This is a genomic window from Sphingomonas pseudosanguinis, from assembly GCF_014196255.1.
Taxonomy (GTDB): Bacteria; Pseudomonadota; Alphaproteobacteria; order Sphingomonadales; family Sphingomonadaceae; genus Sphingomonas; species Sphingomonas pseudosanguinis.
Window position 1 is genome coordinate 345,593 of the sequence record NZ_JACIDH010000002.1, and the last position, 17,854, is coordinate 363,446.

The following is a 17,854-nucleotide window of genomic DNA, read 5'->3' on the forward strand; positions in this document are numbered from 1 at the left end:
CGAATGGCAGGGGGTTTGGTTGCGTTGCTGGACGATGTGGCGGCGATCGCCAAGCTGGCGGCGGCGTCGCTCGACGATGTCGCGGGGGCCTCGGCCCGGGCCGGTGCGAAGGCGGCGGGCGTCGTCATCGACGATACGGCCGTCACGCCGCGCTATGTCGTCGGCCTCGCGCCGCAACGCGAACTGCCGATCATCGGCAAGATCGCGCTGGGGTCGCTCCGCAACAAGCTGCTGTTCCTGCTGCCCGCCGCGCTGCTGCTCAGCGCCTTCGCGCCCTGGGCGATCACGCCGATCCTGATGCTGGGCGGCGCCTTTCTGTGCTATGAGGCGAGCGAGAAGATCGTCGAGACGCTCATGGGCGGGCATGGTGCGGAAGAGGAAACCGCCGTTACCGATCCCAAGACGCTGGAGGATCGGCAGGTGTCGGGCGCGATCCGGACCGACCTGATCCTGTCGGCCGAGATCATGGCGATCGCGCTGTCCGAGCTGCCCGATATGTCGATCTGGACCCAGGCGATCGCGCTGGCGCTGGTCGGCATCGCGATCACGGTGGGTGTCTATGGACTGGTTGCCGCGATCGTGAAGATGGACGATATCGGCCTGCATCTCGCGCAGCGCGGCAACAGCGTCGCCCAGGCGGCCGGGCGCGGGCTGGTCAAGGCGATGCCGGTTCTGCTGCGCGTCCTAGCGGTCGTCGGCACGGCCGCGATGGTCTGGGTCGGCGGCGGCATCATCGTGCACGGGATGGAGGAGTTCGGGCTGACCACCCTGCCCCATCTGATCCACGACACCGCGCATCACGCGGCCGAGGCGCTGCCCTTCGCCGCCGGTGCCGTGAACTGGATCGTCGGCGCGATCGGCGCGGCGATCGTCGGACTGATCATCGGGGCAGTGATCGTCGGTGTCCTCCATGTCCTGCCGGGGCGCAAGGCGGCGCACTGAGCCGCGGTCAAACGCCCCGCACGCCATCGGCTTCGAACAGATCGGGCGCGATCATGCGCCCGGTCACCGCAACGGATTTGCCGACATGATCGACGGGCACGCGCGGCAATCGCAATTCGACCGTTCCGCCCTCATCCCGCTGTAGGATGAAGGCACCGTCACGGCGGATCAGCCGCCCCGTAAAGGTCAAGGGCGTCATCGGCTCGGGCGGACAGTCGGTCATGCCGAGGCAACGGCACGCATCGCACCGGGGTTCCACCGCTCAATCACCATGAGCCGGCTCCACCTGGTTCCGGCCGTTGCGCTTCGCCCGGTACAACGCCTCGTCCGCGCGCCGGATCATCCGCGCGATCTCTTCATCCGATCGCCAGGCCGCGACGCCCGCGCTTAGCGTCACCGCGATCGACTGGCCGTCCGCCATGATCGGGGACGATGCGATCATCTGACGAACGCGCTCGACGATCCCCAGTGCCTCGCCCTTCGTCGTGCGGGGAAACAGGATCGCGATCTCCTCGCCGCCATAGCGGGCCACGACATCCTGCAACCGGACCCCGCCGCGAATGGCGGCGGCGATCGCGACCAGCACCGCGTCGCCGGCACCATGACCATAATCGTCGTTGACCCGCTTGAAATGATCGACGTCGAGCAGCGCGAAGACGAACGCCTCGCCCCTATCCCGCGCCCGCATGACGGCCGCGTCGATCGTCGCCATCAAGGTCCGGCGGTTGTCGAGGCTGGTCAGCGGATCGGTGCTGGCCAGCCGATCGAGCTGCGCATTGGCGTCGCGCAACTCGCTGGTCCGCCGCTCGACCATCGCCTCCAGCACGCGCGCACGCCGCCGGACGACGGCGGTGACCAGCCAGAAGGCACCGCCCAGCGCCAGCGCCGCCAGCAACGCCCCCAGGATTCGCGCCGGCCACGTCTCGTACCATTGGGGTGCCACCATGATGCGCACCCGGTGGGTCACCGTCTGCGCCGCAAGGCCCGGCACCTGCGCGCGCAGCCGCAGCCAATATTCGCCCGCCGGCAAATTCGTATAGGTCGCGCTGGCCGGGGTCCCCGCCGGCACGATCATCCACCCCCGGTCGAACCCTTCCAGCCAATGGCTGTACCGGATTTCCTCGGGCGCGTCATAATCGGTCAGCGAGAAACCAAGCCGCAGGGTGCGCCCTTCGCGCTCCAGGTCGAGCACCGGCTGCCGCGCGGCCGAGTCGATCGGCATGGCCTGCCCGTCGATCTCGGCTTCGCTGACGATCAACCGCCCGGCTTCCGCGTCATGACGCCGTGCGAGCAAGGCATTCGGGTTCAGGATGATCAGCCCGTCGGGCGACCCGAAGAGCAGCGAACCATCGGCGGTGCGCGCCGCCGCACGCTGGTTGAAGGCGTTGATGGTCAGCCCGTCGCGCCGGCTCATGACGTGGATCGAGCGCTGACGCGGATCGATGACCGAGATGCCCCCGGCCCCGGCGGCCCATAGCCGCCTGCGATCGTCGAGCGCCAGCGACGCGACATTGTCCCCGGCCAGGCCTTGCGTCTCCGCCAGCGCCCGGAAGTACCAGCCCGTTCCATGGGACCGGCCGAAGGCCACGCCGCCATAGGTCGCGGCCCAGATGTTCCGGCCGTCCGGAATGATCGAACCGACATAGTTTTGCGGCAGGCTGAAGGGGTCGCGAACATTGTTCGCATAGGTCACCACCCGTCCCGTTCGCAGGTCCAGCCGGGCCATACCCGCCGGGGTTGCCAGCAGCACATCGTCGTCCGACAGGGGGACGATGTTGATGATCTCGTTATTGGGCAGGCTATCGGGGTTCGCCGCCTCATGCTGGAGCTGTCGGACCGCGCCCGTGGCCCGATTGCGGAGGAACAGCCCCTTATAGGTGCCGATCAGCAGATCGGTGGCCGTCTCGCCCAGCGAAATGACCGGCAGATCCTCGATCAGCGCGGTGGGAACGTCGCGCTGCGCCAGCGTTTGCGGATCGATGGCGATGACGCCGCGCGCGCCGATCAGGATCGTGCCGTCACGCGCGTCGAGCAACGCCTTGATGTCCTGCCCGGCATGATGCCCGTGCAGCTTGATGTGACGAACCCGCTCCCCCTGCCGGTCGAGCTGGTCGACCGAACCATCGCTCAGGCCCAGCCAGAGCCGGTCCCGGCGGTCGACCAGGATGCTGCGGACATTGTCGTCGGCCAGCGCCATCTCGGGTCGGGGCATGGCCGATCCGATCCGCAGGATATTGTCGTTCGGCCCCCTTGTCCGCGAGGCACCCAGTTCGGTCGCCGCCCAGATGCCGCCATTGCCGTCGAGCGCCAGCGCGCGCACCGTATCGCCCGCCAAGGATGTGGGATTGGCCGCCACCCGGCGAAGCGCGCTGGCGAAGAAGTTGCGCGCCGGATCGACCAGCACGATCCCCGCGCCATCGGTTCCGATCCAGATACGCCCATGATCGTCCTCCATCAGCGCGCGAATGGTGCGATGCGCGATCAGCGGCGCGGACTCCGCCAGCGACGCAAGCTGGACGAATTGTGGGCGCGGCCCCCGCGTGGTCGACACATAGACGCCCTTCGAGCCGGTGCCGACCCACAGCCGTCCCTTGCGGTCGCGCAGGATCGACCAGACGTCGCCCACCGAATGCGTCGCGTTGACGAACATCCGCTCGAACCGCCGCGTCCCCGGCCGCATGGCCCAAAGCCCCTGCTCGCAGCCCGCCCACAAGGTGCCGTCCGGATCGCGATGCACGGCGAACGCGCCCTGCCGGCGACTGCTCCCCTCCAGTGGGATCACACTGGCGGTCATGGGGTCGATCATGTCTTTCGACCGCACATAATGATGAACGCCCTCATCCGATGCGATGAAGGCACCCCCCGCTCCGTCGGGCGCGAGGCTGGAGATGCGGCCACCGATATGCCCGGACGACGGGCTCAACCGGACGAAACGCCCCGTGGCGGGATCGAATCGCGCGACGCCACCGACATTCGTACCGATCAGAATACCGCCATCGTCGAGCGCCAGCAGTGCCCGGACATAATTGTCGGGCAGGCTCCGGCGGTCGGTCGCGACCTGTTTGAAGGTACGGACACGCTGCCCGTCATAGCGGGTCAGGCCGCCACGCGTGCCGATCCACATCGTCCCATCCTTGGCGCGGACGATCGCGGTCGTGGTGACATGCGGCAAGCCCATGGCATCGCCAAGATTGGTAAAGGAGGCCGAACGCCACGCCGCCCATGGGTCGGCGGCCCCGGCGCTCGCCCAAGGCATCGTCGCCATGATCAGAAGCAGGGCGGCCGCGCCCACGGATCTCAATAACGTCATGCCGTCATCCCGAGACACGTCGTAGCAGCATGATGCATAAAAGTGGGTTAATGCCTGAGACCGGTAACATCGACGCGCGTTTTTCTTTTGTTCCGGTTTTGGGTGGCCCTTGCTTTCGGTGCAGGCTATCATACCGCAACCTAACGACGTTTTTCCTCTGACGCGGCGGAAGAGCGAAACAGCGCGGCCCCCTTTGAGCGACGAACACGATACGCCTTCGACCACCCGCAAGATCATCCATGTCGACATGGACGCCTTCTATGCGTCGGTCGAGCAACGGGATGATCCGGCGCTGCGCGGTCGTCCGGTCGCCGTCGGCGGGTCGCGGGCGCGAGGGGTGGTCGCGGCGGCAAGCTATGAGGCGCGCGGCTTTGGCGTGCGGTCGGCGATGCCGTCCGTCACCGCGCTGCGGCGATGCCCCGATCTGGTCTTCGTACCGCCGCGCTTCGACGTCTATCGCGCCATATCCCAGCAGATCCGGGCGATCTTCGCCTGCCACACCGATCTGATCGAACCGCTATCGCTCGACGAGGCCTATCTTGACGTGACCGAGGATCGCAACAGGCTGGGGTCGGCCACCGCGATCGCCGAGGCGATCCGGGCGGCGATCCTGACCGAAACCGGGCTGACGGCGTCCGCCGGGGTCAGCTACAACAAGTTCATCGCCAAGCTGGCGTCGGATCAGAACAAGCCAAACGGCATCTGCGTCATCCCGCCGCACCACGGCGCCGCTTTCGTCGCCGCCCTGCCGGTCAAGCGCTTCCACGGCGTCGGCCCCGTCACCGCACGCAAGATGGAGGCGCTGGGCATCCTGACCGGGGCCGACTTGCGCGACCAGTCGCTCACCTTCCTGCAACGCCATTTCGGCAGCTATGCCGATTATCTCTACGGCGCGGCGCGCGGTATCGATCATCGCCCTGTTCGCGCGCATCGCATTGCCAAGTCGGTCGGCGCGGAGCGTACTTTCGAAACCGACCTGTCGGCGCGTGAGGCCCTTCACGCCGCGCTGGAAAGGGTCGTGGAGGCGGCCTGGACCCGTATCGAGCGCAGCGGCGCGACCGGGCGGACGGTGACCCTGAAACTACGCTATAGCGACTTTCGGACGATCACCCGCGCGCGGTCCTCGACGCAAGGCATCACCGATCGCGCGGAGTTCCTGGCGATGGGCATGGCGCTGCTTGACCAGCAACTGCCGATCGATGGCGGCGTCCGCTTGCTGGGCCTGACGCTGTCGGGTCTCAGCATGTCCCAAGCCGAAGACGGGGACACCGTCTGCATTCCGGTCCAGCCCGAATTGCCGTTGTGACGGACGGACCGCGCGTCAGGCGAGAACGCTGACGGCCACCGCCTCGTCCGATGGCACGGGCATCATCGGCAAGGCGCGCCGCGCGGCGAGCTTGCGGGCTTCGCAGGGCGCGACGGGGCGCGAGAACAGGAACCCCTGCAAGTGGCTGGCACCCGCGACCCGCAACGCCTGGGCCTGCGCCTCGGTCTCGACGCCCTCCGCCACAACTCCCAGGCCCAGCGCGCGGCCGAGGTGGATGATCGAATGGACGATGGCCGCCGACTCGCGCTCACGTCCCATGCCGTCGATGAAGCTACGATCGATCTTCAGGCAATCGAGCGCGAATTTGCGGATATTGTAGAGGCTGGAATAGCCCGTCCCGAAGTCATCGAGCGCGATGCGGAAGCCCAGCTTGCGCAATTCGCACAGGGTCTGCGCGGCGCGTTCGGCGTCGTCGAAGATCGCGGTTTCCGTGATCTCGATCTGGACCCGGGCGGGGTCGACGCCGGCGCGGCGGACGCTGTCGAGGATATGGCCGACAAAGTGCGACCGGCGAAACTGCACCGGGCTGAAATTGACCGAGACATATTGATCCGGCCAATGCCGCACCTGCGCCAGCGCTTCGTCGAGCACCCAGTCGCCCAGTTGGTGGATCAGGTTGCTCTCCTCGGCGATCGGGATGAAGATCGCGGGACTGACCGCGCCATGTTCCGGACTGTGCCAGCGGACCAGCGCCTCGAACCCCGCGATACTCAGGTCGCCGCGCCCGACGATCGGCTGAAAGACCAGGGTCAGTTCGTCGCGCGCGATGGCCTGGGTCAGGCCGGCCTCCACCAGACGACGAACGCGAATACCCTCGTCCATCTGTTCGTCGAACAGCCGGACGATACCCCGTCCGGAGCGCTTGGCATCATTGAGCGCCATGTCCGCGCGACGCACGAGGTCGGTCGGATCACGCTCGCCCGCCTCGTCGCTCATCACCAGTCCGCAGGACGCGCCACAGCGTACGGAGTGGCCCAGGATGCTGAAGGTCTTGGCGCAGGCGGTGACGATGCGTTCGCAGGCGGCGATCGCGACGCTCTCGTCGGCCATATCGAAAATGATCCCGAACTCGTCGCCGCCGAGCCGCGCCACCAGCGCGCCTTCCGGGGCGGCGTGCTGAAGGGTCGCGCAGACCTCCCGGATCAGCTCGTCACCCGCCAGATGACCAAGCGTATCGTTGACCAGCTTGAACCGATCGAGATCGAGCATCGCGGTGACGAAGCGGCCGGGCATGCGCCCGCGCTCGGCGAGACCGCGCAGAAAGGCCGAGCGGTTGGGGGCGTCGGTCAGCGCGTCATGCATCGCGATGTGCATCGCGCGGCTCTCATTGGCGCGAAGCTCGGCCGATTTCTCCTCCAGCGCGACGACCTGCGCGGCCAATTGCGCGCGCGCCTCGGCCAGTTCGCGGTCATTCTGCCAGCGTCGGCACAGCGCGATCGCGGTCTGCGACACCTCGGCAGGCGCGAAGGGCTTGGCGATGTAGAAAATCTTGTCGGCCGGGCCGGCGACCTGGCTGATCTCGGCGGGGGTGAAGTCAGTGTATCCGGTGACGATCACCAGATGAATGTCGGGATCGAGCTGGCGGATACGACGCGCCGTCTCGCGGCCGTCGATCCCCGGGGGCATGCGAATGTCGATGAAGGCGACCGCGAAGGGCCGATCCGTCGCCAGCGCGCGGGCGACCTCGGCCACCGCCTCCTCGCCTTGGAAGCAGTGATGGATGTCCTCGATCGTATCGGCTTCGGCCGCGCGCTGCCCTGTGTCGGCGGGCTGCGGAACAGGCGAGAAGCAACGGTCATAGCTGGCATGAACGGCCGCTTCGTCGTCGACGATCAGAATACGCATCCGGTTACCATCACTCTCACGCTACTTTACGAAAGCGATGGTAACCATAGACGTTTAATCTGACGTAAATGGACAGTTATTCGACGGTTACACTCTTTGCCAGGTTGCGCGGTTGATCGACGTCGGTGCCCTTGGCCACCGCGACATGATAGGCGAGCAGCTGGACCGGGACCGCATAGACGATCGGCGCGATCAGCGGATGGACCTTGGGCATGGTGATCGTGGCGATGCAGCCCTCGCCTGCCGCCTCGATCCCGTCATAGTCGGAGATCAGCACGACCTTGCCGCCGCGCGCCTGCACCTCCTGCATGTTCGACACGGTCTTTTCGAACAAGGGCCCCGACGGCGCGATGACGATGACCGGCACCGATTCGTCGATCAGCGCGATGGGGCCGTGCTTCATCTCGCCGGCGGCATAGCCCTCGGCATGGATGTAACTGATCTCCTTCAGCTTCAGTGCGCCCTCGAGCGCCAGCGGATAGTCGGTGCCGCGACCGAGATACAGGACGTCGCGCGCACCCGCGATGGCACCCGCCATGCCCTCGATCGCTTCGTCATAGGCCAGCGCGCCGTTGATCGCGGCGGGGGCTTCGGCGAGGTGGCGGACGATCTGCTTTTCCTCGTCGACGCTCAGCCGCCCCTTGGCCTTGGCCAGGTTGGCGGCCAGTGCGGCGAGCACGCTGAGCTGGCAGGTGAACGCCTTGGTCGAGGCGACGCCGATCTCCGGCCCGGCATGGGTGGGGAGCAGCAGGTCGGCCTCGCGCGCCATCGAACTGGTGGGCACGTTGACCACCGCCGCGATCGTCTGCCCCTCGCTCTTGGCGTGGCGCAGCGCGGCGAGCGTATCGGCGGTCTCGCCCGACTGGCTGATGACGATCATCAGGCCGCCTGGCTCCATCACCGGGGTGCGGTAGCGGAACTCGGAGGCGACATCGATGTCGACCGGCACGCGCGCGAACTGTTCGAACCAATATTTGGCGACCATGCCCGCATAGAAGCTGGTGCCGCAGGCGACGATGGTGACGCGCTTGATCCCCGACAGGTCGAAGTCGGGGATGGGCAGCGCGATCTGCCCCTCCAGCCGCTGGAGATACGAGCGCAGCGTCTGAGCGACGACGATCGGCTGCTCGTAGATTTCCTTCTGCATGAAGTGGCGGTGATTGCCCTTGTCGATCAGCGCGCCGGTGACGCCCGAGATCGTGACCGGACGGTCGACCGGGTTGTTGTCACGGTCATAGACCTGCGCGCCTTCGCGGGTGCAGACGACCCAGTCGCCCTCGTCGAGATAGGCGATACGCTGCGTCAGCGGCGCGAGCGCCAGCGCGTCCGAGCCGAGATAGGTCTCGTCATCGCCGTATCCGACGACCAGGGGCGAGCCGAGCCGTGCGCCGATCAGCAGATCGGGCTGGTCGCGGAACAGGATGGCGAGTGCGAAGGCGCCGTGCAGGCGGGGCAGGATCTCGCGGACGGCAGCGACGGCGTCCAGCCCCTGCTCGACCTTCTCGCTGACGAGATGCGCGACGACTTCGGTATCGGTCTCGCTGGTGAAGACGCGGCCGCGCGCCGTCAATTCTTCGCGCAGCGCCTTGAAATTCTCGATGATGCCGTTGTGCACGACCGCGACATGATCGGTGGCATGGGGGTGGGCGTTGTTGGTGGTCGGCCCGCCATGCGTCGCCCAGCGGGTGTGCGCAATGCCGATCGTGCCGGGCAGCGGATGTTCGGCCAGCTCGCGCGCCAGGTTGACCAGCTTGCCCGAGGCGCGCCGCCGCTCGATCGAACCATCGTCGATCGTCGCGATGCCGGCGGAGTCATATCCGCGATACTCCAGACGGCGCAGGCCATCGAGCAGACGCTCGGCGACATCCTCGCCGCCCAGGATTCCCACGATACCGCACATAAGTCTTACTCCCCAGCCTTCTTCGCGGCCTTCTTGGCCGTCATCATATCCCGAAAACGCTTGGCCCAACCGGCCTTGGTCTGACGCTCGGCGCGAACCAGCGCGAGCGCATCGGCCTCGACATCGCTCGTCACCACCGCGCCCGCGCCGACAATGGCACCGGCCCCGATCGTCACCGGCGCGACCAGCGCCGAATTGGAGCCGATGAACGCCCCCTCGCCGATCACGGTGCGATATTTGAGGAAGCCGTCATAATTGCAGGTGATCGTGCCCGCACCGATATTGGCCCCCGCCCCGACCTCGGCATCACCGAGATAGGTCAGGTGATTGGCCTTGGCGCCGGGACCGAGAACGGCCTTCTTCATCTCCACGAAATTGCCGACCCGTGCGCCCTCTCGGACGTCGGCGCCAGGGCGAAGCCGCGCATAGGGACCGATGTCCGCACCGGTCGCGACCTTGGCGCCCTCCAGATGGCTGAAGGCGTGGATGGTGACGCCATCGGCGACCGTCACACCGGGGCCGAAGACGACATGCGGCTCGATCACCACGTCCCGCCCGATCAGGGTGTCGTGCGAGAACCACACGGTATCGGGCGCGATCAGCGTCGCGCCTTCGGTCATGGCACGCATGCGCCGGCGCTGCTGCCAGTCGCCCTCGACCACCGCCAGTTCGCCGCGACTGTTGACGCCCGCGACCTCGCCCGCCCCGGTTTCGATCACCGCCGAGTGCCGGCCATCGCCCGCTGCCAGCATGACGATGTCGGGCAGATAATATTCGCCAGCCGCATTATCGTTGCCGACCCGGTCGAGCAGGCCGAACAGATCCTCGGAGCGAACCGCCATCAGTCCGGAATTGCAAAGCGTTACGGCACGCTCTTCGGTGCTGGCATCCTTGAACTCGACCATGCGGTCGATCCGGCCATCGGCGTCGGCGATGACCCGGCCGTAAGCCGCAGGATCGCTCGGGCGGAAGCCGAGAACGACGGCGGCGGGTCGGTCGGCTTCGCTCAACCGGTCGATCATCCGCTTCATCGTCGCGGTCTCGACCAGCGGCACATCGCCGTAAAGGATCAGCACATCGCCATCGAAGCCCGCCAGCGCATCCCGCGCCTGCGCCACCGCATGGCCGGTGCCGAGCTGCTCCGCCTGAAGCGCGGTGCCGACGCCCAGCGGCGCGACCGCCGCCTCGACCTGTTCGCGGCCCGCACCCGTGACGACGACGACACGTTCGGGCGACAATCGCCCGACGCTGTCGATCAGGTGGAGCAGCATCGACCGCCCGGCAATGGGGTGCAGGACCTTGTGCAGGTCCGACTTCATGCGGGTGCCCTTGCCCGCGGCGAGGATGATGGCGGCGACTGGTCTCGTCATGGCGGTTGCGCCTGCCATGGATTTCCGGCCAAAGCCAGCCCGCAGACTGCACCGGGACCCGATTATGGACAGCTATTCACGTCACCGTTTCCCCTTCGCCATCGTCGGGTTCGATCTGGACGGAACCCTGCTCGACACGAGCGGCGATCTGGCCGCCGCCGTCAACCACGCGCTGGGCTCGATCGGGCGCCCGCCGCTAAGCGTTGACGCGGTCAAGCCAATGATCGGCGGCGGTGCGCGCGCGATGTTGCGGCACGGGCTGGATGCGACCGGCGGCCATGACGACGCGACGCTGGATGTGCTGCATCGCCGGCTGCTCGACCATTATGAAGCGAATCTGGCGGTGCACACCGCGCCCTTCCCCGGCGCGCTCGACGCGCTCGACGAACTGGCCGTGCGCGGCGTGACCATGGGGATCATGACCAACAAGCTCGAACGCTTCGCGCGCGCGATCCTGGGGGGGCTGGGTCTTGCCGACCGGTTCGCCGCGATCATCGGCGGCGATACGCTGGGGGTCGCCAAGCCTTCACCGATTCCCATCCAGGCGCTGGTCAACCAGTGTGGCGGCGGCAGGGCGGCCTTTATCGGCGACTCGATCTTCGACGTTCAGGCCGCGCGCGCCGCCGGCCTGCCGATCGTCGCCTGCCGCTTCGGCTTTCTCAGTCAGCCGGTCGAGGAGCTGGGCGCCGACGCGATCATCGACGACTATGCCGGGCTTATCCCGACGCTGGAGCGGCTCTCCCCTTCCGCCACTTGATCCACAGGTGGCGGAGCAGAAGCGGAAGCGGCATCCGGATCAGATGCGACCGGACGTAGAAGGCCAGTCGCGTAAGAGGATGGCGCCCCCGCCCCCAGCCATCGCGTGCCAGCATCCGTCGCCGAAAAATCCGGTCCGGGATCGTCAGCCGCTGCCAGCGTGGCGCGACAGGCGTGGCGTAGAGCGCATGGCTCAGCCGCATGGCCCGGTCGACGGCAAAGCCCAGCCCATGCTGCGCCGCACGTTGGGCCAGACCATCCGCTCCGCCCTCGACGACCAGCGCATGAATGTCCCACAGATTGCGCAGCCCCCCCGACAGGTCGCCATCGGCGAAGAGATGCGCGGCCGCGTGAATCAGCATGTCATTGTGCGACAATATGGCGAGCCCCCCGCCCAGGGGGACGGCATCGGCGATCAACGCCGTCGCATCGGGTGTCGGCCGCGCGGTCGGGGGAAGGATGGTGTGGTGCACATCCAGCATCCGGTCGCGATCGCGGTGGATCAGCGGCGGCAGCTCGTGCATCCAGCGGCGATAATAGAGATCGTCATAGGCGTCGGGCTTCACCCATTCCCAGCCCGCCTCGGCCAAGGCAGCCTCGGCGGCCGGTAAGACCGCCTTGGGCAGCAGGATGTCGCAGTCGCCGATCGATCGTCCCTGTCCGGCGGCCAGCCCCGCCGCCACGAACGCCGTCCCCTTCAGCAGGATCACCGGAACGCCCAATCCCGCCAAAGCGTGCGCGACCCGATTGGCTTCCCATAGCGCGGTACGGCGCACCTCCGATGCCTCGGCGCGGGCATCGTCCAGGACCGCCCGGACCTCCGCCGTTACGGCCAGACCGTCAAGGCGATGGGCGAGCGTCCCCAGCAGCAGTTCGGCGCGTGCGACTGTCACGACATCCATCCACTCGGAAAGGCCGAGTGCATGCGCATTGCCGGGATCGCGCAGCATGGCGACGAGGCGCGCGGATGCCGTCACAGCGCGGCCCATAACGCCTCGACCGCCGCAACACCGGACGGCCCGTCGGGATAGTCGAACGCGATCGCCGGCACCGTCGAACGCAGCCGGACCATCGCGCGGAAACCGGCTTCCCCCAGAGCGACATAGTTGGTCGAGGCTTGGGTCAGCCGCACGAAGCTTTCGGCCGGTGGCAAGACGCGGGTAGCGGCGGGAAAGCCGAACCGAGGAAAGAGGATGAGAACGGGCTTGGCCGGCCGATCCATGGCGGCGAGCGCTTCCACGCTGGGCGCGACATGGCGAATATCGCCCTTCGGCGTACCCGCCAGAAGCGGCCCCACCCGGCTGCCCGCCGGAATGACCGACAGGCTTTCGTTCTTCAGGCTGACCGGACGTGGGAAGGGCACGACCAGCCCCGTGTCCGGCTCGATCAGCGCGAACTCGTCGCTCAGGAAGCGCCAGCCCTGTTGGGCCAGCAACAGCGCGAGCGTCGATTTGCCCGCCCCGGATATGCCGCTCATGATGACCGCCCGCCCGTCGCGCTCGACGACGGCGGCGTGCAGCAGCAGATGGCGACGATGCCCCAATGCCATCTGCAAATTCATGCCCAGTTCGGCCGCCAGCAGGCCCTGCCCCAGCGGCAGCGGCGCGGCCTCGGGCAGGCGGTAATCGCCGCCGATCCGCACCGATGGACGTATCCAGCGCCGCCAGACATGCTCCGCCTCGAGCCGCACCGTATAGTCGGCGAAATCGGGCTTGGGATAATCCCGGTACAGGGCCTCAATGGCGGCGATCGGCGCGCGCCAGTCCGAACCCAGACGATAGCCGACCGGGCCGACCCGCAAGATCGTCGCGTGCCTCATAGACGGTCGACCAGCCCCACGGCTTCCAGCTCGTCCAGCCGCGCCTGCAAGGTCGTGGCGGCGTCGGCGGCGTCCAGATCGAAACGCTGCGTCAGGAACTGGACCAGTGCGGCCAGCGTCAGCGGTGCCGGCACCAGCGCCTCCATGATCTGCGGCGCCGGCTCGCTCAACAAATGGGTGATGCCGGAGGGCCGGTGGAAGACCGCCGTGAAGATGTCCAGCGGCTCGACCAGGATCAGATCCGCCGCCACCGTGCGATAGCGCGGCTCCGCCATGGATCAGCCACCCGGCATCTGAAGCGAGGCGTAGCAGGTGAAACCACCCTGCCCGCGCTGCAACCGCCGGATATAGTTCAGATAGGCCTGGTTGCTGAAGTAATTGGTGTTGGGCAGCATGCCGCCCTGCAACGCGCGCTTCACCTCCTCGCCGGTATAGGGGCGGCTGGGCGGCGCGAAGGCGAACAGGGTGCGCGCGGGCACCGTCGAACCATCGAGCGCGATATAGCTGCCCGCCCGCGCCTGATCCGGGATCGGGATTTCGCAGGTCAGCACCGATCCCGTCGTCTGCGCCAGCGCGGGGCGGATCGCGACCACCGTACTCGCCCCCAGTGCCCCCAGCATCAGCGCGCGCCGGCTGGTCGCGCCGCCGGCCGGCGCCTCGGTCGCGGGCGGCAGTTCGCCATGTTCAGAGGGTGTTGGCGGCATCTCTTCCATATCGCGGGTGATGTCCCACATTCGCCGCGGCGGAACAAGCACCTGGCGCTGCCCATATGCCCCAAGCTGGGAGGAAGACAGGCCGCCCCGCGCCCGCTACATCGATGCGCCATGGGATTCGGCATTCGCACCTTGTGGGCCATCATCGTGGCGGTCGTCGCGGCCGTCGTCGTGTTCCTGTCGGGGGGACCGGGCCCTGCCATCATCACGCTGGTCGGCGGGATCGCCGCCGCGCTGGTCGCCAGCGAAGGCGTGAAGACGGACGAGGACGACGAGGACGCGGGCGAGGAGGACGGCGCGCCGCTGTCCCCGCTGCTCACCGAAGCGCTGGACGCGATCGTCGAGCCGGTCCTGCTGATCGACGAGGGTCGGGTCATCCTGGCCAACCGCGCCGCCCGCACCCTGCTGGGTGCGCATATCGTCGGCGAGGACGCCCGGATCGCCATCCGCCACCCCGCCGCCGCCGAGCGCCTGCTGGCGGCCGGACCGGTCGAGCCCGAACAGCCGATCTCACTGGTCGGACTGGGGTCGCTCGACCATCGTTGGGACATGCGGGTCGCCGATGTCACCAATGGCCAGCGCGTCGTCCATCTGATCGACCAGACCGCGCATGACGCCGCCGAGCGGATGCGCGTCGATTTCGTCGCCAATGCCAGCCATGAGCTTCGTACTCCCCTCGCCTCGATCCTCGGCTTCATCGAGACGCTGGGCGACGAGGCCGGTGACGATCCCGAAATCCGCGCCCGTTTCCTGAAGGTCATGTTCGACGAGGCGCGTCGGATGCAGCGGCTGGTCGAGGACCTGATCTCACTGAGCCGGATCGAGGCCGACAAATATCGCCAGCCCGCCCAGCCGACCGATCTGGCTGAGCTGGTCGAGGATGTCTGGGAGGAGTTTCTCGACTCCGGCGCGCCGCGCGCCAAGGACATTGCCTGCGACCTGGGCGAGGACCTGGCACCCGTCGCCGGCGACCGGGCGCAGCTGTCGCAGATGCTGCACAATCTGATCGGCAATGCGATGAAATATGGTCGGGCCGACACACCGATCCGCGTCACGCTGGGGCGCGACGGCGACATGCTGCGTCTGAGCGTCGCCGACCGGGGCGAAGGGATCGCCGCCGGCCATATCCCCCGGCTGACCGAACGTTTCTATCGCGTCGATTCGGGGCGCAGCCGCAGCATCGGCGGCACCGGCCTTGGCCTCGCCATCGTCAAGCATATCGTCGAGCGGCATCGCGGGCGGCTGGACATCGCGAGCGAAGTGGGTGTCGGCACGACGGTGACGGTGCGCCTGCCGCCGCTAAAGACCAGCACAAAAAGCCTTTCCGAGGCGGGTGTCACAAAAGAGCAATAGAAATGTCACACGGGGGTATGGTGAGCGTGGCAGCGCCAGCCCACACCCGTTCCGGTGGCTCAAGGAAATGAATGCGCCTGCCCTGCCTATTCGCCGCGATGTTCGCGCTGGCGGCCTGTCACGATCAGGCCAATGGTGGCGGTGCGGGCGTGCGCGACCAGATCACGGCGGTGGGGTCCTCGACGGTCTATCCCTTCACCACGATCATCGCCGAGCGCTTCGTCGCCGCTGATCCGGACGCCAAGGCACCGGTGATCGAGTCGACGGGCACGGGCGCTGGCATGAAGCTGTTCTGCGCCGGGATCGGTGCGGGCCATCCCGACATCGAAAACGCCTCGCGCCGCATGAAGGCGAGCGAATATCGCGAATGCGCCGCGCACGGCGCGAAGGCGCTGCTTGAAGTCCAGATCGGTATCGACGGCATCGCCTTTGCCGAATCCAAGCGCGGTCCACGCATGGCGCTGACCACCGCCGACATCTACCGCGCGCTCGCTGCCCGGCCCGGCGGGCGGGTAAACGGTGCGCGCACCTGGCGCGACGTGAACCCCGCACTGCCGGCCATTCCCATCCAGGTCTATGGCCCGCCCGCGACCAGCGGCACGCGCGACGCGCTCGCCGAGCTGATCATGACCCGTGGTTGTGACGCGGTGGAACCCGGCGCAACCGCGCTGGCCCGGCGGGATGCCGAGGCGCATCACCGGACCTGCACCCGCATCCGCGAGGACGGCGCCTATATCGACGCCGGCGAGAACGACAATCTGATTGTTCAAAAGCTGCAATCCAATCCCAACGCGATCGGCATCTTCGGCTATTCCTATCTCGAGGAAAACCGCCACATCGTCGACGGTGTCGCGATCAATGGCGTCATGCCCAGCTATCAGGCGATCGCCGAGGATCGCTATCCTGGATCGCGGCCGCTCTATGTCTATGTGAAGAAGGCGCATCTCGACGCGATCCCCGGTCTTCGCCAGTTCCTGATCCTCTATGCCGACAATTGGGGGCAGAACGGCCCGCTGGTGCGGCGTGGCCTGATCGCATCACCGGCCCCCATCCAAGCGCGGGCACGGGCCATCATCACGCGCGAGACGGTGCTCGATCCGGCGACCCTGCCATCATGAACGGTATCGTCCTCCTGATCCTGATCGTCGGCCTCGGCCTGATCGCCTGGGCCGTTTCGCGGATGCGCGCGCTGGGTTTCCGGCGGCGGCTGGGCACGCGGATCAGTTCGCTGCCGCATCATCATGGCTGGTATGTCGCGCTATGGACCGCCGCGCCGCCTTTGCTGTTCCTCGCCATCTGGGCGGCGACGTCGCCAGCACTGGTTACCGACATGGTGCTCGGTACGCCCGCCGCCGCGCAACTGCCGCCTCCGGGGTTCGAGCGCGCCGCGATCCTGTCCGAGGCGCGGGCGCTGGCCGCCGGGCGCGCGCATGGGGCCTTCCATACGCTGTCCCGTACCCTGGCACCCGCCTATGACGCGGCGCAGGCGCGGGTCGACTGGATCGCGACGGCGGTCGTGCTGATGCTGGCGCTGGCCGGCGGAACCTATGCCTATCTGCGGGTCCGCCCGGACTTTTCCGCGCGGACCCGGATCGAGCGGGTCATCCTCGGGCTGTTGCTCGGCGCGTCGCTGATCGCGATCCTGACCACCGCCGGGATTGTCGCATCGCTCCTTTATGAGGCGGGGCGCTTCTTTTCGGTCGTGCCGATCACCGATTTTCTGTTCGGCACGCATTGGAGTCCGCAGGTCATCGACCCGCGCGATCCCGGCGCGTCGCTGGGCGCGGTGCCGCTATTCTGGGGCACCTTTTTCATCGGCGCGGTGATCGCGATGGCGGTCGCCATCCCCTTCGGCCTGTTGAGCGCCATCTACCTGACCCAGTATGCCGCGCCGCGCGCCCGCCGCATCATGAAGCCGGTGCTGGAGGTGCTCGCGGGCATCCCGACCGTCGTCTACGGCTATTTCGCGGCGCTGACCGTCGCGCCGGCGGTGCGGCAATTCGCCGTATCGATCGGCATCGACTGGGCCTCGTCGGAAAGCGCGCTCGCCGCCGGGCTGGTCATGGGGGTGATGATCATCCCCTTTGTCTCGTCCATGGCCGATGACAGCCTGGCCGCCGTGCCCAATGCGATGCGCGACGGCAGCCTGGCCATGGGGGCGACCCCGTCGGAGACGATCACCCGCGTCATGCTGCCCGCCGCTCTTCCGGGTGTCGTCGGCGGCGTCCTGCTGGCCGTCAGCCGAGCGATCGGCGAGACGATGATCGTCGTCATGGCCGCCAGCGGCGTGGCGACGCTGACCGCCAACCCCTTCGCCAGCACGACGACCGTCACCCGCCAGATCGTCGACCTGCTGACCGGCGAGGCCGAATTCGACAGCCCCAAGACGCTGGCCGCCTTCGCGCTGGGCCTGACATTGTTCGTCATCACGCTGCTCCTCAACATCATCGCGCTGACGGTCGTGAAGCGTTACCGGGAAAGCTATGAGTAAGCGGCCGTCCCTGCCCGTGGCCGATGCG

Annotated in this window: 15 protein-coding genes; 6 read left to right on the top strand and 9 right to left on the bottom strand. The window is 67.5% G+C overall.

Annotation, left to right across the window (positions count from 1 at the left end; all coding sequences use genetic code 11):
• Nucleotides 1-3: 3 nt before the first annotated feature.
• Nucleotides 4-942 carry a DUF808 domain-containing protein gene (locus tag GGR48_RS05705; protein WP_183950910.1) on the top strand — a complete coding sequence of 313 codons (939 nt, stop codon included), beginning with the start codon at nt 4-6 and terminating at the stop codon, nt 940-942.
• A gap of 7 nt (nt 943-949) precedes the next feature.
• Here GGR48_RS05705 and GGR48_RS05710 read toward each other — a convergent pair whose 3' ends face one another.
• Together GGR48_RS05710 and GGR48_RS05715 are read right to left on the bottom strand one after the other, a co-directional pair.
• A complete protein-coding gene (locus GGR48_RS05710; protein WP_240455968.1) occupies nt 950-1,165 on the bottom strand; it encodes a DUF5818 domain-containing protein in 216 nt (71 codons plus the stop codon).
• A gap of 39 nt (nt 1,166-1,204) precedes the next feature.
• On the bottom strand, nt 1,205-4,207 hold the full coding sequence (locus tag GGR48_RS05715) for a ligand-binding sensor domain-containing diguanylate cyclase (RefSeq protein ID WP_206362453.1): 3,003 nt from the start codon (nt 4,205-4,207) through the stop codon (nt 1,205-1,207).
• 238 nt (nt 4,208-4,445) lie between these two features.
• Between GGR48_RS05715 and dinB the strand changes: the two genes are divergently transcribed.
• Nucleotides 4,446-5,558 (top strand): DNA polymerase IV, encoded by a 1,113-nt coding sequence (gene dinB / locus GGR48_RS05720; RefSeq protein WP_183950912.1) that lies wholly within the window; start codon nt 4,446-4,448, stop codon nt 5,556-5,558.
• A gap of 15 nt (nt 5,559-5,573) precedes the next feature.
• On the opposite strand, the gene GGR48_RS05725 is transcribed toward dinB, so the two are convergent.
• From GGR48_RS05725 to glmU, 3 genes are all read right to left on the bottom strand, one after another.
• Nucleotides 5,574-7,424 carry a putative bifunctional diguanylate cyclase/phosphodiesterase gene (locus GGR48_RS05725; RefSeq protein WP_183950913.1) on the bottom strand — a complete coding sequence of 617 codons (1,851 nt, stop codon included), beginning with the start codon at nt 7,422-7,424 and terminating at the stop codon, nt 5,574-5,576.
• A 76-nt stretch (nt 7,425-7,500) separates the two neighbouring features.
• Nucleotides 7,501-9,324 carry a glutamine--fructose-6-phosphate transaminase (isomerizing) gene (gene glmS, locus GGR48_RS05730; RefSeq protein WP_183950914.1) on the bottom strand — a complete coding sequence of 608 codons (1,824 nt, stop codon included), beginning with the start codon at nt 9,322-9,324 and terminating at the stop codon, nt 7,501-7,503.
• Nucleotides 9,325-9,329: 5 nt separating this feature from the next.
• Nucleotides 9,330-10,694, bottom strand: a complete 1,365-nt coding sequence (gene glmU, locus GGR48_RS05735) for a bifunctional UDP-N-acetylglucosamine diphosphorylase/glucosamine-1-phosphate N-acetyltransferase GlmU (RefSeq protein WP_183950915.1) — start codon at nt 10,692-10,694, stop codon at nt 9,330-9,332.
• Nucleotides 10,695-10,758: 64 nt separating this feature from the next.
• On the opposite strand from glmU, the gene GGR48_RS05740 reads away from it, so the two are divergent.
• Nucleotides 10,759-11,451: an HAD-IA family hydrolase gene (locus GGR48_RS05740; protein WP_183950916.1), complete on the top strand. Its 693-nt coding sequence runs from the start codon at nt 10,759-10,761 to the stop codon at nt 11,449-11,451.
• Here GGR48_RS05740 and GGR48_RS05745 read toward each other — a convergent pair.
• The 4 genes from GGR48_RS05745 to GGR48_RS05760 are packed head-to-tail and all read right to left on the bottom strand — an operon-like array spanning nt 11,411 to nt 13,982.
• Nucleotides 11,411-12,439: a nucleotidyltransferase domain-containing protein gene (locus GGR48_RS05745; RefSeq protein WP_183950917.1), complete on the bottom strand. Its 1,029-nt coding sequence runs from the start codon at nt 12,437-12,439 to the stop codon at nt 11,411-11,413. The genes GGR48_RS05740 and GGR48_RS05745 overlap by 41 nt on opposite strands.
• Nucleotides 12,424-13,269, bottom strand: a complete 846-nt coding sequence (locus GGR48_RS05750; protein WP_183950918.1) for an HprK-related kinase A — start codon at nt 13,267-13,269, stop codon at nt 12,424-12,426. The genes GGR48_RS05745 and GGR48_RS05750 overlap by 16 nt, the downstream gene beginning before the upstream one ends.
• Nucleotides 13,266-13,544 (bottom strand): HPr-rel-A system PqqD family peptide chaperone, encoded by a 279-nt coding sequence (locus GGR48_RS05755; protein ID WP_183950919.1) that lies wholly within the window; start codon nt 13,542-13,544, stop codon nt 13,266-13,268. Before GGR48_RS05755 ends, GGR48_RS05750 begins: the two co-directional genes overlap by 4 nt.
• 3 nt (nt 13,545-13,547) lie before the next feature.
• Nucleotides 13,548-13,982: a hypothetical protein gene (locus GGR48_RS05760; protein WP_409787109.1), complete on the bottom strand. Its 435-nt coding sequence runs from the start codon at nt 13,980-13,982 to the stop codon at nt 13,548-13,550.
• A 111-nt stretch (nt 13,983-14,093) separates the two neighbouring features.
• On the opposite strand from GGR48_RS05760, the gene GGR48_RS05765 reads away from it, so the two are divergent.
• The 3 genes from GGR48_RS05765 (at nt 14,094) to pstC (ending at nt 17,826) form a co-directional block, all read left to right on the top strand.
• Nucleotides 14,094-15,335 carry a sensor histidine kinase gene (locus tag GGR48_RS05765; protein ID WP_183950920.1) on the top strand — a complete coding sequence of 414 codons (1,242 nt, stop codon included), beginning with the start codon at nt 14,094-14,096 and terminating at the stop codon, nt 15,333-15,335.
• 71 nt (nt 15,336-15,406) lie between these two features.
• Entirely contained in the window at nt 15,407-16,453 is a 1,047-nt protein-coding gene (locus GGR48_RS05770; protein WP_183950921.1) for a substrate-binding domain-containing protein, read from the top strand.
• Nucleotides 16,450-17,826, top strand: coding sequence for a phosphate ABC transporter permease subunit PstC (pstC, locus tag GGR48_RS05775; protein WP_183950922.1), 1,377 nt, complete (start codon nt 16,450-16,452; stop codon nt 17,824-17,826). Before GGR48_RS05770 ends, pstC begins: the two co-directional genes overlap by 4 nt.
• Nucleotides 17,827-17,854 lie beyond the last annotated feature (28 nt).

Coding starts and splice junctions, on each gene's coding strand:
- glmU (WP_183950915.1), bottom strand. CDS start 10,694: ATGACGAGACCAGTCGCCGCCATCATCCTCGCCGCGGGCAAGGGCACC.
- GGR48_RS05750 (WP_183950918.1), bottom strand. CDS start 13,269: ATGAGGCACGCGACGATCTTGCGGGTCGGCCCGGTCGGCTATCGTCTG.
- GGR48_RS05770 (WP_183950921.1), top strand. CDS start 15,407: ATGCGCCTGCCCTGCCTATTCGCCGCGATGTTCGCGCTGGCGGCCTGT.
- glmS (WP_183950914.1), bottom strand. CDS start 9,324: ATGTGCGGTATCGTGGGAATCCTGGGCGGCGAGGATGTCGCCGAGCGT.
- GGR48_RS05715 (WP_206362453.1), bottom strand. CDS start 4,207: ATGGCGACGATGCCTTGGGCGAGCGCCGGGGCCGCCGACCCATGGGCG.
- GGR48_RS05725 (WP_183950913.1), bottom strand. CDS start 7,424: ATGCGTATTCTGATCGTCGACGACGAAGCGGCCGTTCATGCCAGCTAT.
- GGR48_RS05745 (WP_183950917.1), bottom strand. CDS start 12,439: ATGGGCCGCGCTGTGACGGCATCCGCGCGCCTCGTCGCCATGCTGCGC.
- GGR48_RS05755 (WP_183950919.1), bottom strand. CDS start 13,544: ATGGCGGAGCCGCGCTATCGCACGGTGGCGGCGGATCTGATCCTGGTC.
- GGR48_RS05705 (WP_183950910.1), top strand. CDS start 4: ATGGCAGGGGGTTTGGTTGCGTTGCTGGACGATGTGGCGGCGATCGCC.
- GGR48_RS05760 (WP_409787109.1), bottom strand. CDS start 13,982: ATGGAAGAGATGCCGCCAACACCCTCTGAACATGGCGAACTGCCGCCC.
- GGR48_RS05765 (WP_183950920.1), top strand. CDS start 14,094: ATGGGATTCGGCATTCGCACCTTGTGGGCCATCATCGTGGCGGTCGTC.
- GGR48_RS05710 (WP_240455968.1), bottom strand. CDS start 1,165: ATGACCGACTGTCCGCCCGAGCCGATGACGCCCTTGACCTTTACGGGG.
- GGR48_RS05740 (WP_183950916.1), top strand. CDS start 10,759: ATGGACAGCTATTCACGTCACCGTTTCCCCTTCGCCATCGTCGGGTTC.
- pstC (WP_183950922.1), top strand. CDS start 16,450: ATGAACGGTATCGTCCTCCTGATCCTGATCGTCGGCCTCGGCCTGATC.